The 15,226-nt window shown below is 25.8% G+C and carries 10 protein-coding genes; 1 reads left to right on the top strand and 9 read right to left on the bottom strand.

Annotated elements, in window-relative coordinates:
• Positions 1-114: 114 nt before the first annotated feature.
• The gene (locus tag H9M94_RS02495; protein ID WP_187469382.1) at positions 115-2,007 is read right to left on the bottom strand and encodes a hypothetical protein; all 1,893 of its coding nucleotides are present in this window, start codon (positions 2,005-2,007) and stop codon (positions 115-117) included.
• A 193-nt stretch (positions 2,008-2,200) separates the two neighbouring features.
• Here H9M94_RS02495 and H9M94_RS02500 point away from each other — a divergent pair, with 193 nt between their 5' ends.
• Positions 2,201-2,356 (top strand): hypothetical protein, encoded by a 156-nt coding sequence (locus H9M94_RS02500; RefSeq protein ID WP_187469383.1) that lies wholly within the window; start codon positions 2,201-2,203, stop codon positions 2,354-2,356.
• A gap of 646 nt (positions 2,357-3,002) precedes the next feature.
• Here the strand turns inward: H9M94_RS02500 and H9M94_RS02505 are convergent.
• The 8 genes from H9M94_RS02505 to H9M94_RS02540 form a co-directional block, all read right to left on the bottom strand.
• Positions 3,003-3,476: a hypothetical protein gene (locus H9M94_RS02505; RefSeq protein WP_187469253.1), complete on the bottom strand. Its 474-nt coding sequence runs from the start codon at positions 3,474-3,476 to the stop codon at positions 3,003-3,005.
• 9 nt (positions 3,477-3,485) lie between these two features.
• Complete coding sequence (locus H9M94_RS02510) at positions 3,486-3,830, bottom strand: hypothetical protein (protein WP_187469252.1); 345 nt, start codon at positions 3,828-3,830, stop codon at positions 3,486-3,488.
• Positions 3,830-9,172 (bottom strand): hypothetical protein, encoded by a 5,343-nt coding sequence (locus H9M94_RS02515; protein ID WP_187469384.1) that lies wholly within the window; start codon positions 9,170-9,172, stop codon positions 3,830-3,832. Before H9M94_RS02515 ends, H9M94_RS02510 begins: the two co-directional genes overlap by 1 nt.
• Before the next feature lie 78 nt (positions 9,173-9,250).
• The gene (locus tag H9M94_RS02520; protein ID WP_187469385.1) at positions 9,251-9,763 is read right to left on the bottom strand and encodes a hypothetical protein; all 513 of its coding nucleotides are present in this window, start codon (positions 9,761-9,763) and stop codon (positions 9,251-9,253) included.
• 78 nt (positions 9,764-9,841) lie between these two features.
• Entirely contained in the window at positions 9,842-10,438 is a 597-nt protein-coding gene (locus H9M94_RS02525; protein ID WP_187469386.1) for a hypothetical protein, read from the bottom strand.
• Positions 10,439-10,459: 21 nt separating this feature from the next.
• A complete protein-coding gene (locus tag H9M94_RS02530) occupies positions 10,460-11,101 on the bottom strand; it encodes a hypothetical protein (RefSeq protein ID WP_187469387.1) in 642 nt (213 codons plus the stop codon).
• A gap of 25 nt (positions 11,102-11,126) precedes the next feature.
• Positions 11,127-13,961: an Mbov_0397 family ICE element conjugal transfer ATPase gene (locus tag H9M94_RS02535; RefSeq protein ID WP_187469388.1), complete on the bottom strand. Its 2,835-nt coding sequence runs from the start codon at positions 13,959-13,961 to the stop codon at positions 11,127-11,129.
• The gene (locus H9M94_RS02540) at positions 13,962-15,221 is read right to left on the bottom strand and encodes an Mbov_0396 family ICE element transmembrane protein (RefSeq protein ID WP_187469246.1); all 1,260 of its coding nucleotides are present in this window, start codon (positions 15,219-15,221) and stop codon (positions 13,962-13,964) included.
• Positions 15,222-15,226: the final 5 nt, after the last annotated feature.

The raw sequence follows: 15,226 nt of genomic DNA on the forward strand, positions 1-15,226 counted from the left end.
TTTACTAAATAAACCTTAAAATAAGTGCTGTTCCACATTTTGTGAAACTATTTTCACATAAATAAGAATAAAAAAATACATAAGAATTAATAATCTTATGTATGTGATATTAAGTTATTCTCCTGTTGTTGTTTCAGGTTTTAATCAAAGTCTGTTGAAGTGATTTGATTCAATATCTTTTGATGTAATATTGTAAATTAAAAGTAAATTCTTATCTTTTTGAATATATTTATGGTTATTTTCATTAGAATCTGGTGCTGCTGAAACTATTTTAACAATAGAATTTTCAAGGAAGTTCTTAACTTTTTGTCTTGCTACCATTAATTTAGCATCATCATTTGCATCTTTTGGTAGTGTTTCAATTGCTCCAAATACTGGTTTATAGAATTCATTAAATAATGCTGTTTTAAATTTTGCTTCTTTTTTGTTTTCTGCACTAAATCTACCTGATGTAGGAAATACAAACTCATCTTCTTCATTTAAAATGTAATTTAAAGGCATTAAAAACTTGTTGTATAGATTTATACCAAAAGTATAAATTGCACGCTGATTTGAAGGTTGTAAGTAGTCTTTACGACCATGTAATGCTATTTCATATGAATCAGGTCATTCATCATAGAAGAAGTATTTTTTACCATCTTCATTAATGTAGTTTAAATAGATAGTTGGGTCAATCACACTAGAAACTGCTCCAATTAATGCTGATAAAAGTGTTCTAAAACCATTTTCATAATTGTTTTTAGCATAGAATTCTTGTAATTTTGTGTTTGTTTTATCATCTAATAACTCAATAAAGGTTTTTGTTGGGTCTTTTTTAAGCATTGAGAGCACTATTTTGAAATCTACATAGTGTTTTAATAGTGTAAGACCTTTACTCATTACATTTGAGTTTAAAATAGCCTTAAATGGTGCTAAAACAAGTGTTGAATTGTAAAATAGCATTGGAGATCATTCTTTTGTTTCTGTTTGATATTCCTGTGGGAATACACCAATATAATTTCTGTTATCTATTTTTGTTAATGATGAATAAGGGTATTTATAGTTGTATCATTTATTAACATAAAGATAATCAGAAGGTGAAACTCCTGGAACAGGATCAAGTGAAAGCATTCTTCTTTCTCTTGAACTATCATTTGGACTTATTTTAACTCTATCTTGTATGAAGTGTCTATCTTGTCTTTCATAGAAGTTTCTTGAAACTTTATACATATCACGATATGAAATTCTTTTATAGCTTCCTTCTTCTTCTGTTAAGTCAGCATCTCTATATTTATGTCAGTTTGCATCACGATCTGAAACAGACTTTTTAATCTCTGTTTCTTTGCTATCACGTTCTAATGGAACAATTCCATGATACATTGAAGCATAACCAGAAGTAAAAGTATAGAAATCACCAAATACTTGAATAATTGTGTCTAAGTCATATGTTCTAGCATTAACTCATTCTATACCTAATCTAGTTCTTGGTGGTTCAATGTTTATAGTTTCATAACTACTTTGCCCTGATTTTAATTTAAGCAATCTTTTTTGAATGGTTTCAACACTATTTGGTAAGTTATCTGCTTGTAATATGTAATCATAATATTTGCTAATTCCTGAGTAATATCAGATAGTAGGTGCATGTTTTAAGATGAACTTCCATGTTTCTTGTGGTGTTGAAGGTTTAGCAGGTATAATATGTGCTAAAAATGTACCAGCAGCATGAAATGCTTGCGGATTTACATCAAATTGATTTGCTGATGTATAAATACTATTGAAATTGTTAATTACATCAATTGGGTTTACCTGATTTGTTGTGTTTGAATTTGGTTCAGGTGGTGTTGAAGGTGTCTCCTTTTTTGTTTCTGGGGGTGTTGAAGGTGATTTAGGATCTTGTTTATCTTTTGGTTCTTTTCTATATTTTAAAAAGTACTTATTAAGTGTTTCACAAGACACTGATATCAATGGAAGAAGCACAACAGGTGCTCCTAAACTGATAAATTTTAATCATTTTTTATTTCTTTTCATAATATAAATTATATTAAATTCAAAGGAATTGTGAGTTTTTCCAGTTTCAATTTCCACATTTTAAACATCATTCACTTTACAAATTACATAGATTTCATTTTACATTTTGCATAAGCTTTGACTTTATGTTTTCCATATTTTTTGGTTATTAATGATAAAAAGATAAAATTTATTCATAAAGAAAGAAGTTAATATGGAACCAAAGATGAAAAATAAAATTATCATCAATGTTAATTCTGGTTGAAATACACCTGAAGAATTAGATGAAATATTGGAAAGAGAAAAAAGAGAAAGACCAGAAGAATATGCTGCATTTGTTGATTTAATGCAAAGATTATCAAAAATGTAATTTAAAATAATTATTTAACTAAGTATTTAATATAAGATAGATCCTTTCAGTAAGCATAATCCATCTTTTTTATGAGTTTTTTAATATAAATAATAAATGTCTTTTATGCTACAATATTTATGTGTGATTGAGAAATCAATAAGCAGCACATTATGCTTGCGAGCATTGCCACACATTAATAAAATAAGGTTGCTATGTTTTAAGGTGGGGGTTATTGTGAACCATAACCCATCATTTTTTTATAAAATTTTGGAAATTACAAACTGAATTCAAATTAAAAAACAACATTTTAATGTTGCATTTGTCTTATTTGATAATTTCTTAATTTAAAAACCTTTTTAATTTATATAACTGAGATGTTTTTGTGGAAATGATATCAGAAATTAATAAATCAAGATATAAAAATAATGATACAATATTTATGTGTGAATTAGTAGTGTTTTAAAACATGAAAATTAAATGGAACAACCTGTTTGCAAGCATCGCCACACATTAATAAAATAAGGTTGCATTGCATCAAGTATGGGGTGCTGTTGTTAGCAATATACACTCATCATTTTTTATAATATATTAAGATATAAATTTAAATATATAAAAGAATACTCACTACATAAATGTGTAGTGAGTTTATTTTTAATGCTATTTCTTAGAGTTTTTCATCATTTTGAATGGTTTCTGTTTCTGCTTGAATTATTCCATCAAAATTTTGAATTGGTGTTTTTTCTCTTAATGAATCCAGAACATATAATGCTGTCTTTTTCATTGTTCTAAAAATTCTATTTAAGGTCATCTCACTTAGTTTTAATTCAAGTAATTTATTATAGTCTTCATTTACTATTGCTTTGCATAAATCAATTAAATCATTATCTCTAAGTATTGTTAGTGCTTTGTATGGTGAGATGTCTTTTGGTTGAGTTAATTGCTGAAACATTATGTTTTCATTAAATGTTCTGAAACCATATATGTCCTTTTGAATTTCAGTAATATATACTTTTTGTTTCTCTCATGGTATAAAATGTTCTGAATTAATTACATTAATTACATAACCAACATTATTAACATCCATTGTAATTTTGTTGTGTTTTGATGGAAATACTGTTCCTTTGTAGTATATTTTCATGTTTTTCCTTTATTTAAAGTAGGTTTTATTTAAAACTTCAATTTCATTTTCAATTTGTTTAATTGTTTTTGCATTTTCTGGGTTATTTTCCTTTTGAATTGCAATTAATTTCTTTGTTAATTTACGTTTCTTTTTGATTATTTTCAATTGTAAGAATAAATAGATTATTGATACAAAAGAAAAGATTGTAGCAATTGTAATAATACTTATCACAATAACAATTTGTGCTGTATCAAATAGGTATCAACTATTAACTAAGTCAATGATTGAATATGGTATAAACATCATAAAAATTGCACCTACAATTCATAACCAAAAGAATTTCATTCTCATAGGTTTTTTTCATTTATTCATTAGAATACCTTTACCTTTCTTTGTCTTTTATTTAGTGTAAATACTGTTGCTATTCCACCTGATAGTATTATTATTCCAAGTACAACAGATGAAATTCATATAATCCTTTCTTTTGCTGCTTCTTCCTGCTTTTTGAATGGATTAAAATCTTTGCTAGTGTAAAAATCTATTGTAAAGTTATTTCCACCTGTTAATATAGTTGAGTTTTTCTTTGCTCTAAAATTAAGTAGTTTGGTATTTTCATAGTAATCTTTACCATTAATTAATTTTTGTTTCTCTTTTTTGTTGATAACTTTAAAAAACTCATCATCAAATTCAGGTAGTTCAATTTGATTGATAATTTCTGACTTTATTTTTTCATCAAAATTAAATACTTCAACAATATTTTTCACAATTTCTTTAACAATTTCAACTTTAATATCATCTAAATATTCATTATTTATAAAAAACTGAATATTTTTAAACTTATATTTTGATAAGTCAATTTTGTTAGCTAAATGAATTGGGTTTTTATCACCACCATTTGGCGTTTCCGCATCATTGTTTTTTTCTTTTGTCCCTTTATCATTGGGTTTTTGGTTATTTTCATTGCCGTTTCCAGCGTCATTATTATTGGTGTTTGAGTGATTATCATCACCATTATTTATTCCACTATCACCATTTTTTCCTGGATTTCCATTAGCTGTTTCTTCATCTCCTTCATCATCACCATTGGTATTTGTTGTACCAGAATCATCTGTAAAATCATCATCTGGTGTAGTTTTGAATGTGTTATCATTTAAATTTTCTGGATCAATATTACTAAAAACATAAATTGGTAAATTATAAGTACCAGTTATAGATCTAAATGGTGAAACAAAGTTGGTTGATGTTTTTAATAGGTAGAAACTTTCATTTAAACTTGTTTCCTTATTGAAAATACCTTCTTTTAATGTTTCAGTATCTTGTCCCTGATATTTATTTGTGAGTTTTAAACCATCATAAATACCTTGTATTAGGTTATCAATGGTAGCATTTGGGAAAAAGTGTGAAAACAGTTTTATGGTTTCAACTTTATTTTTGCTTATTTTTAATGCTTGTTGATCTAAAAAACTTCATAAGTAATATAAAATTTTCTTTCTATGACTATTTTTAAGTTTTTTAGCATATTCTAATCACTCTTTAAATTTGTCTAATGAATTATTTAAAAACCTAAATTTATCTGGTTGCAGTGAAATTTTGTTGTACTCTCTTATTTTTGAACGAAAGAAATCATTTATTTTTTCTCAGGTAAATAAATTATTTTCATCACTTAAAATAATCTTAAATGGTTCCATATCAGAAAGTAATTCTGATAATGTTCCATCATAAATTGTCTTTCTATGGTTAGAAATAGTGAAACTCTTTCTTGCTTTTGGTACTCAGTACTTAAAAATTCTTTCTAATACTTCATAATTTTTCATTGCTTCTTGATATTCAACTTTGAATTCAGGTGTTTTGAATTGGTTGATTAATTCAGGTTTAGGTAAATTAAAGTTAGGTAAATTGGTTTTATCACTATTAGCATTTATTTTGCTCTTATTAGCAAAGATATATTTAAGTTGTTCTATTAATATATCATCTCTGTTTAATGCATTTAAAGGCCTTAAAACAAGGTTTTTAAGCAATGTTTTAACTCCTTCATCTTTTATTTCATCATCTGATAAATATTTTGTGTATTCATCAGTTGTTAAAAGACTTAAATTATCATTGATATTTTGTATGTAAAAGTCTCTTAAATAGTTAAGGTTAAAGTTATATGACTTGTTATCAATATATGTATTCATTACAAAGTTATTAAACAATGCAGGATCATTCAATTTTGCAACAAGTTCATCTCTGGTTAAATTATCATATGATAAGTTCTTAATGCTTTTTAAAAATGCAAATGGGTTTGAGAAGTTTGGTAGTTCTAAATCAATTCTTGAATCAGATTGATAGAACACCATATTTTCATTTTCTACTTCAATTTCATTATTAAGATAAATATAAATGCTCTTTGCTGTTAAATTAATTTCTGGTTTTAATGCATTGATAATATCTCTAAGTTGAATTTCCTTGGTTCCAAGGTGTATTTCTGTTGTATCAAATGCATTTTGTTGATATGTTTCACCATTAATTGTTATGTTTAAGATATTCTCTTTAATATAATCAATAATTTCCTTCAAACCAGTTTCATTGTTTCAATCATTAAAAGTTTTGTTTTCTAAAAACTCTTTAATTTTGCCCTTATCAATTTCTGCTTTTATAGGTCATTTAACCTTATAACCAAGTGCTGAAAGGAATGGTGTTAAATCAACAGTATGATTATTTCTATTCATATTAAATCTAATAACGGTTTGGTTTGGATCTAGATTATATTTGAATGAAAAGTCATATGTATAAATGCTTTCATTTGGTTGTCTTACTTCAATATTTTTATCATTAACATTATTTAAATATTCAAAAGTTTCTGGTTTTAATATTTCATTTGAAATAGGTTCAGATGAAAAATAACTATAAATATTCTTAACTTCTTTGTTGTTTTGAATTTTTGTTTCTAGAAATTGCTTAAATAATTCTAAAAATTCATTAAGTTCTGGTTTTGATGATAAGTTATTAGGTGTTAAATTCCCTAAAACACTCCTTAAAGGAGTAGATAAATTTCAATTATCTATTGGTAATTCACTATTTGTTTGTTCCTTGAATAATGGCTGATCTCTTAAAATAAGCTTATTGTTTTTAATCAACTCATCAAAAAAGAATTCTCTTAATAATTCTGATGTATTTAACTCTTTAAAATTAACATTAAAGACTACATTATTGTAGAATAAGAAGTTTTCATATTCAATTACTAAGTCTGAATAACTCATACTTTCAATATCTAATGACTTATTTTTTGTATATTCTCTAAAAGGAGTAAGGAATTTTGAATTTGCTAAATTATTTACTAATTTTGCATTTCTTAATTCATTAAATGCCTTATCCAGAATGTTTTGCTGTTCTCTTTGCTTGAATTTTTGGTTTGTTTGGTAAATTAAATAATACTTAGTTAATCCTGTTTTTTGTGTTGCACTTAAAAGATATCAACCATTTGCTCTTGGACTTGTAAAATATAATATCTTTTCACTTTCATTAGGTAATGAAAACTTAGAATTCCTTATTTTACTATCATTTAATTCGCTTAAATTATTCCCTAAGTAAAAACCATCAATTCTATCAAAACCTTCTCCAAAATTGAGAACTAAACCATTATCAGCAAAGATTGTTTTTGCTATGATGGAATTCCTTTCTTCTGCAAAGTATTCTGAAAGTTTGTTTTCTTCTAATTTTGTAATTGTAGGTCATAAATTTAGATCTTGAATGTGTTTGTAAAAAGAACTGTTTAAAGTCCAGATTTGCTCGTATGTACCTGTTTTAGCATTAATTTTAGGGTCATAATCAGGGTTTGGTATTAAATTACCATCTACATCTTGAATTTCCTTAAAATTAGTATCAATTATGTATGGATTTATCTTTTGTGCTTGATTTAAATTAACTGTTGGGTCTCAACTATGCAATTTAAATTCAATTTCATCAAAAACTGTATTTACTTTTGCTGATTTAAACAAGTCTTCAGTAATGGTGTAAATTTTAAAATTATCTCTATTAATTTCACCATTCTCTTCTCTATGATATACCTTAACTTGTATCTTTAATTTCTTATCATTGGGTAAAACATTATATGTAAAACCTGTTAATGAAACTGGTATTACTTTATCATTGATAAGCAATTCTTCATTTCTTTTAACACTTAATGGTAGGTTTATAACTGCTTGTGAGAAAAATGTTATTGATGGTTGTTCTAACTGTGAAATTTGATATTGATCTGATGGTTTTTCACCACCTGAAACTTGATCATCACTTTTAGGTGCAAGAACATTCAGTGAAAATATCTTTTGTAATGATGTTTCATTATTCACTATTTTTGGTACATTAATAGTTAATCTTTCTCATCAATTGGTATCATAGTATGAGTAATTAGGTACTAAATGAACTCTTACACCACTTTCATTATTGTAATAATTGTATTTAACAATAACTTCTGGTTCCTTCTGGAACTTGAATTCAAAATTTGCTGTTCCAAAAGTCTCTTTTAGAATTTCATATATCTTTAATTGATTAACATTTTTACCAAAATTAGAAACATAATCAACAAATGCATCATAATCTACCTGAAAGTATCATTCATTATTGATTTTATTAAGTCCCCTTGCATTAAAGAATTGATTAAATGCATATTCTTTCATATCTGCTTCATCAATGTAGTTTATTGTTGTAGTGAATTCTAAGTTTCTAAGGTTTCTTTCTCTTGCACTAGGTGTAATTCATAAACTATTAGGCAAGGGTCTTTCCACCTTCATTGTTATAGGGTTATTAGATTGCACTAAATATTGATTTTGTTTATGTCTGTATGCTGTTTTTAGATCATTGTATAAGTTTAATTTGTAGAAACTATTAAGCATAGCATCTTTTAAATCATGTACTTCATCATTTTGAAGAAAACTAAAATTTTCAGATCCATCAGAAGTAATTATTAATCCACCTGATGGGTAAAAAGGTCTTATAGAAGTTCAAAACTCATTATTTTGAATGGTAATTGTTGCATTTTCTGGTGTGTTATTTCTGCTTCAATCAGGGTTTGTTTGCTTTGAAAATAACTTTCATTGATTATTTGCGGAATTTTGTTTATAACTATATGTTAGGTATTTTGGTATATATGATGAAGTAAATTTGTTGTTTGTCTCATTGAAATTTACACCAAATACTGTTGCTCTGATTTGTTCTGATCTTATTTTTTCAGATAATTCTGGAATATTACTTAAATTTAATGCTTTTTTAGGTTTATTATTAGCAACATTGAAAATGTCTTGGTTAGAAACATCATAAAACTTTAAGTTTCCTTTGAAATTAAGTCAAAAACTATCAAAAGATAATACTTCTACATTATCATTCAATAATGAATATATTTTGTCTCTTTCTTCATCTAAATCAAAATACCTTGGATTTACAAAGTCAATCTCATTACCTGTGTTAATGTATGGTGTAGCATCTGTATTTTCAGTTGAAATGTGATTTTCATTAATTAACTTATATTCATTTTCTCTTGGCCCTAAAATAACATTTTCAGGAAAAGCATCATGAAACATTTTTAACAAACTATCATAAGTAAAATCTTTTGTAAATTCTATATCATCAGGTGTTTCAGGACTAAATGTATCAGTTGGAACATATGAAATTGTACTGATAGCTGTTATTATAGGAATTTGTAATAATGAAGTTAAAATTAACTTTTTATTTTTCATTTTTACTCCTTAAAATTAGTAAATTTCTTTTATTTTTAAATAAAAAACTACTTGCATAGTTTCTTATTTTCTTATCTTTTAAAAACACTTTCCTTGGATATTTTTAGGATTATCCTTAAATTCTCTATATCAGCAATCTAATAATTCCTTTTCAATAGCAAATCTAAGTGAGTTTTTGATTTCATCAAAATTTTCAAAGAGTGTATAAATTGCTTCATCAATACCATCAGTAATTACACAAACTGCTAAATAGTTATTTTTAAGTGTTTCATCTGTGTATTCTTTGAATAATGTGTTTTTATATTCTAATAACTCAGAACTTTTACCTTTTCTTTTGATATCTTTATCAATTAAGTTTCAGATAGTTTCCTTATATTCTGGTTTTGTGAATGCAATATATTTGCTAGTTTTGCTATGGAATAATTTATTGTAAAAATTGACTATTCTCACTTTTTTAAGTTTTTTGAGTGGCGTACATAAAGTTTTACAAACTATTGCTAAATTTTTATGTGTTAAATTCACTTTTTGTGTATTCAATAATCAATATACAGTATCAAAAACAACTTTATTATGTTTTCTAGCATACTTCATTGTTTGATAAATATTATGTTTTCTATGATTACAACATGGAATTTGCTGGTTTTTAATTCATGTTTCAGCATCTTTTTTTTAAACTTGTTTTACTCATTTTTTTCTCTCTAATATGCTAATAATGTAATCTTCAGTACTTTCATTGAGTTTCTCTTTAAATAATTCATCTAATTTTTTTGAATTAATAATCTCAATTTTGTTTCTTGAATCATTAATTGAAAGAAAATCATTTGTAGAAAGATCTTTAATTTCACTAACTAAGTAAATATATTCACTTTCTAAACCGTTTTCTTTTAGATCAATATTTATTAAACTTTGTAATTCATCAAATCTAAATACTCTCTCTGAAATATCTTGTGCTTTGCTTTCTAAATAAGCAAGTTTTCAATCATCATCTTGTTTTTTCAAAAATATTGAATGTTTTCAGATTTCTTGATAAATTTCCCTTAACTTTTCAGGGTTATTTATAGAAGGCCATAATAAATTTGCAATGTTTTCATTTGAATAACCTTTAAAATTGCTTTTAAAGAAACTTAAAACATTGAGTAATAATTTTCTATCACTTGTATCAATATTGTTCTCTATTGCTTCAAAAACAGCATTTTCATTCATATTTATTTTGAAATGTTTTATAAAGTATTTTAGTTCATCTTTTAATTCTTTTTCTAATTCCATATTTACTCCTTGAACTGATTTTTAATCAGTTTCACTTTCATCATAAAAATCATCTTCAAATTCTATAAGTTCTTTAACATCTGATAAAACTTTTTCAACTACTTCTTTTGCAAAAGGATCGCTATTTACTCCCTTTTTAATAAAGTAATAACCTAGTTTTATATCATCATACGTATAAATATGTGAGACTTGTTCTTTGTTAATTTTTGTAATTCTTGGTTCTCCATATGTTGAATGATATATTTGATTAATTTGATAAACATCATATTCACCATTATTAAGCATTTTTCCTTGCATTTCAATAAAACACATTCTTTTTGCTAGATATGCTTTTTCAACCTGCAATGTTTCTTTTTTAACTGATCTTGTGTACCCATATCTACTATCATAATATTTGGTATCTTTTGTTAAAAGGTGTTCTAAAAGTTTAAATCTATTTATTTCAAAATCTGCTCTATCAGGTGAGTAATCAGTTTTAATTCAATCACCATTTTTGTTCTTTAAATGATAATAGTTAGTTTCTCTATCTAATGAAAAGTATCATTCACCTGTTTTAATTTTGTTTTGATAATAAATATGATCTACTTTTTTATCATAAGGTAAGTTTTCAACTCTTTCACCATTTACTAATCTCAAACTGTAAAAAAATGTTTCTGAATTCATTCATTCTCCTTTTAAAATATTTAAACTAAATATTTCTGATTACTTTAATTAAGTTTTCTTTAAATGAAACTAGGAAACTTAAAAATTCCTGATTTTTAGAATATAAAGATAAATTAGATTCAAACATTGCTATTTCCTTGTTATATTCTGTTAATAATTCATCTTTCAACTCTGAATCAGATAACTTTTTAAATAAAGCTGTTATTTCAAATTTAAGAGACTTAGTGTATTTCTCTATAATTGTGAAATCTTTAAAGAATAAGTCTTTTTCTAAATTGTTGTAATTTGCTTTAATCTGGTAGTGTTTCTTTTCAGTTAAAAGCATTAAACATTCACCTGTTTTAGCATTTGAAATGAATTTTAGATCTTGATCTGTTAAAGTTTGGTTGGTTTCATATAATGCTTTAATTGAATCAATATCAAGTTGCTTACAGTTAAAGAAAAATGAGTATTGAATATTTCCAAGTATTTTTGCTGCATTTTGTGAAATATCATTTACATTTTGAGTTGCTAAAACAATAGAACCATTATATTTACGAATTGTTTTGGTTGTATCAATAATAAACTCTCTAATTACTGGTGTGTTATCTTTTAAAGCAAAGTGTGCTTCATCAATAAAAAGAATTGTCTTATTTTTTGAATTATTGATTGAGTTCATATAAATTTTTGTGTTAATGATATTCAATAGTAAATAAATTTGTGCTTGTGCTGAACCTTGATTTTGTTGTGCTAGCAGTTTTTTAACATTAAATACAATAAACTTGTTGTCTAAATTGATGTTTGATGGTTTATTAAAGATGTTTTTATTAGAAATTTGTTCTTGGAAAAAGAATTTAAACTCTTTAACAAGTTTAATTAATGGTTTTTGGTAAATTTCTTTCTCTAATTCATTATTGAATTGAGTGTTTTCTAGTTCTTTAATAAAGTCATCAATAATAGGTCAATTTTTCTGTCTTTTAAGATCTTTAATTGTTTTTTGGTGATAAAAATTTCATTTAATATAAAGAGTTTTTAAAGCAGTTTTGATTAGAATTTTCTCTGTATTAGAAATGCTTTCAAAAAGAATTTGGAATCATTTTGAAACAAAGTCAATGTGATTATCAATTATGTTAAATACAGTGGTATTATCACTATTTACTTTGTTTATTTGGATTTCAAGTGGATTAATAATTGTTTTAGAGTCATTTTTTATATCAATATATTGACCTGAAATATTTTTGCATAAATCAACATATTCATCTTGTGGATCAATGATGATAATTTGTGATTTTGCATAATGCATATAATTTAAAAGTTTCATACTGAAAGTGGATTTACCACTACCTGATGTTCCAATAATAATTGCATTACTATTTCTCCTGTACCCATCTCTATGGAATAGATCAAAGAACACTGGGGAACCATCATTCTTTTGAGTTCCTAAAATAAAGTTATTATGATCATTCAATAATTCTAAATTTCAAGGTCAACCAAAAGCAATTAATTCTGGTAATGCTTGAATTGAGGTGTTTAAGAAATCTGTTGGTGGAATTTGTGATTGATTTCAACATTTAAACTGTTCGAAATTAAATTTTCCCAACTTAATGTTTTCTTTTTTAGCATTTGATTCATTTACTTTTTCGATTTCATTTAAATCATTTTCTTTTAATGCTGTATTTAATAGATAAACTCCAACATCTAATAGTGGTTTTGTTTGGTTTTTAACAATGTTTTCAGTCAATTGATTAAAAATTTCATACTCATACTGGTTTTTCTTATCTCTTAAAAAGTGTTGTGTTTTTTCATAAGCTTGTGCTCCAATTTTTCTGTTGGAACTTTCAAGAAGTTTCTCTGCAACAGTTTGTGATAAAGGACTAATACTGATAAAAACATTTGAATCACTATCATAAATAGTATTAAGTCAACCATTATCTACTTCATAATCAAATTCTTTTATTCCTTGCATAGAGTGGTATTTATCATTTACCTTAAAGTTATTTGAAGAAAACTCAATAGAGTTTATGTCTAATATTTCTCTAATATTTACTCTATCTGTTCTTGCATTTAATGTTTTTAATTCAATTTCTGGTTGTGATTTATCAAGATCATAGAAATTACTATAAAAAAGCAATGTTTGAATTTGATCTTGCTCTTCAATTAAGAAATTAACATTCTCAAAAGCAGTTTTAACATTTTGGGTGTTTTCAATTAATGCAGTTTCACTTTCACCATAAACTAAAATGTAATAGACTTGGTATTTTTGGTTTTCAAACAACTCTAAATCACTTTTTAAAGCATTTAAATAAATTTGTGATTTCTTGTCTTTAAATTTTTTAAGTGCTTCATCAGCATAGAATATATTTTCCTTAAAATCATTTTTACTGTTAATTTTAATGATGTTAATTGGTGTTTTGATAGTACTAATTCCTTTTGTTAGTTCTTCTAAAAGTTGTTCTTGGTTGTATTTATCATATTTAAAAATGGAATTACCATGCAACTTCAATAATCTTGCATAAAATTCTTTATTTTTGCTTAGTTTGTTTGTAGCAAGAACTCCATCATTATCTATTTCAGTGAATACCATTAAGTCATTTATCTCATCATCTTTAAATTTCTTTTTAGATGATTCATACTTAATTCAAATTCAAAGCATTTGATAAACCTTATATGATGTATCTTTAACTGTTAAAAATAACGACATAATCAGTGGTATAAACATTACTGAAATTAATACTCTATATGCAATATTTAAATGTGGGAAACCAAAGAAACAAATTATAAAGTCAGATAAAGCAAAAATCAGAAATACAATCATATCAAACCAAGACATATTTCTAAAAATTTTGAATTGGTTTCTTTTTAGTGGTTTTGCTTGTAGCATCTATTTCACCTTATCTCCTTCTTGCAACTTGTTAAATATCTTAATAAATCAAGGTTTAAGAGCATTGTTAATTGCTTGTTCTGCTGTTTTTTCCTTACTCATAGTGTTTTTAGCATTTCTAGCACTTGTTTTTGCTCTTACACCTAAATCATTATTTCTTTTTAATGTGTTTTTTTCATAGCTAATTGTTTTGTTAGCTTCAGCTTTGGTTTCTTTTGTATTTGCTGTGTTATTTGCTGTTTTGTTCTTGTTGCGTCTTAGTCTGATTGATGATTCAGCAAACTGATCTAGATTAAAGAAATACATTAATCTGGTTATCATACCATTAATTCCATAAGTCATACCTAAGATGATTGCAATTGATAAAATTGATGTAGTTCATTCACCAGAAAGTGCTGTTGAATTATCACCTAAAATCTCATCAATCAATGATGGTACTTGTTCAAAAGTAGTTTGAAGCAACATAATGTATAAGAGAAGACAAATTAATATAATGAAAATACTTAATACACTCTCTGTGAATTTAGCAAATCATTTCTTTAATGTTTCTCCTGCATCATTAGTCCCTTGTGTTATAGCAACTGGTAATCATAAGAAATAAACAAATTCATAAGCAATTGCTTTGATAACACGTATAAAAAGTCCAAAGATCACAACTACAATTGCAAAAATTGCAATTGCAAGTTTGATGATAAGTAAAATACCACTACCATCTATGTAAAATCATTCATTATAACTTAAAGGTTGAAATGTATTTTGCACTTGAATTCATGCTTTGTGTCCTTCTGATGTTTCAGTTCATTTTGGTTCTAATACTTTAAATATGTATTGTGATAGAGATGTATCTTGGTTAAAGATTGAATTTTTAACTAACTGATAAATAATTACAAAAAAGATCATCATTAATCACATTAATATTGGTATTCCAACTACCATTAAAAATGATAATGTCCCACGCTTTATTGATTCTTTGAATAATTGTTGGTTTTCTACATCTTTTCTTGCTTGTATAAATCTATAAAAGACTATACCAACTACAAAGAAAAGACATATCAGTGCAATACCAAAGAACCTTATAAAGAAACCAGTTGAGAAGTTTATTTCATAACCACCAAATAAAATGTAAATTGGTAGTTTTAAAGCAACAAATTCTAGTGTTGTGTAAATGATATGAAGAATTCAACCAGGAAGAAATACAAGTATGTATCACAATCCTGAGAAAATCGCATAACCAATGGAATTAATTAGTCAGGCAAACACTTTTT

Source organism: Mycoplasma sp. Pen4, assembly GCF_014352955.1.
Lineage (GTDB): Bacteria > Bacillota_I > Bacilli_A > Mycoplasmatales > Metamycoplasmataceae > Mycoplasmopsis.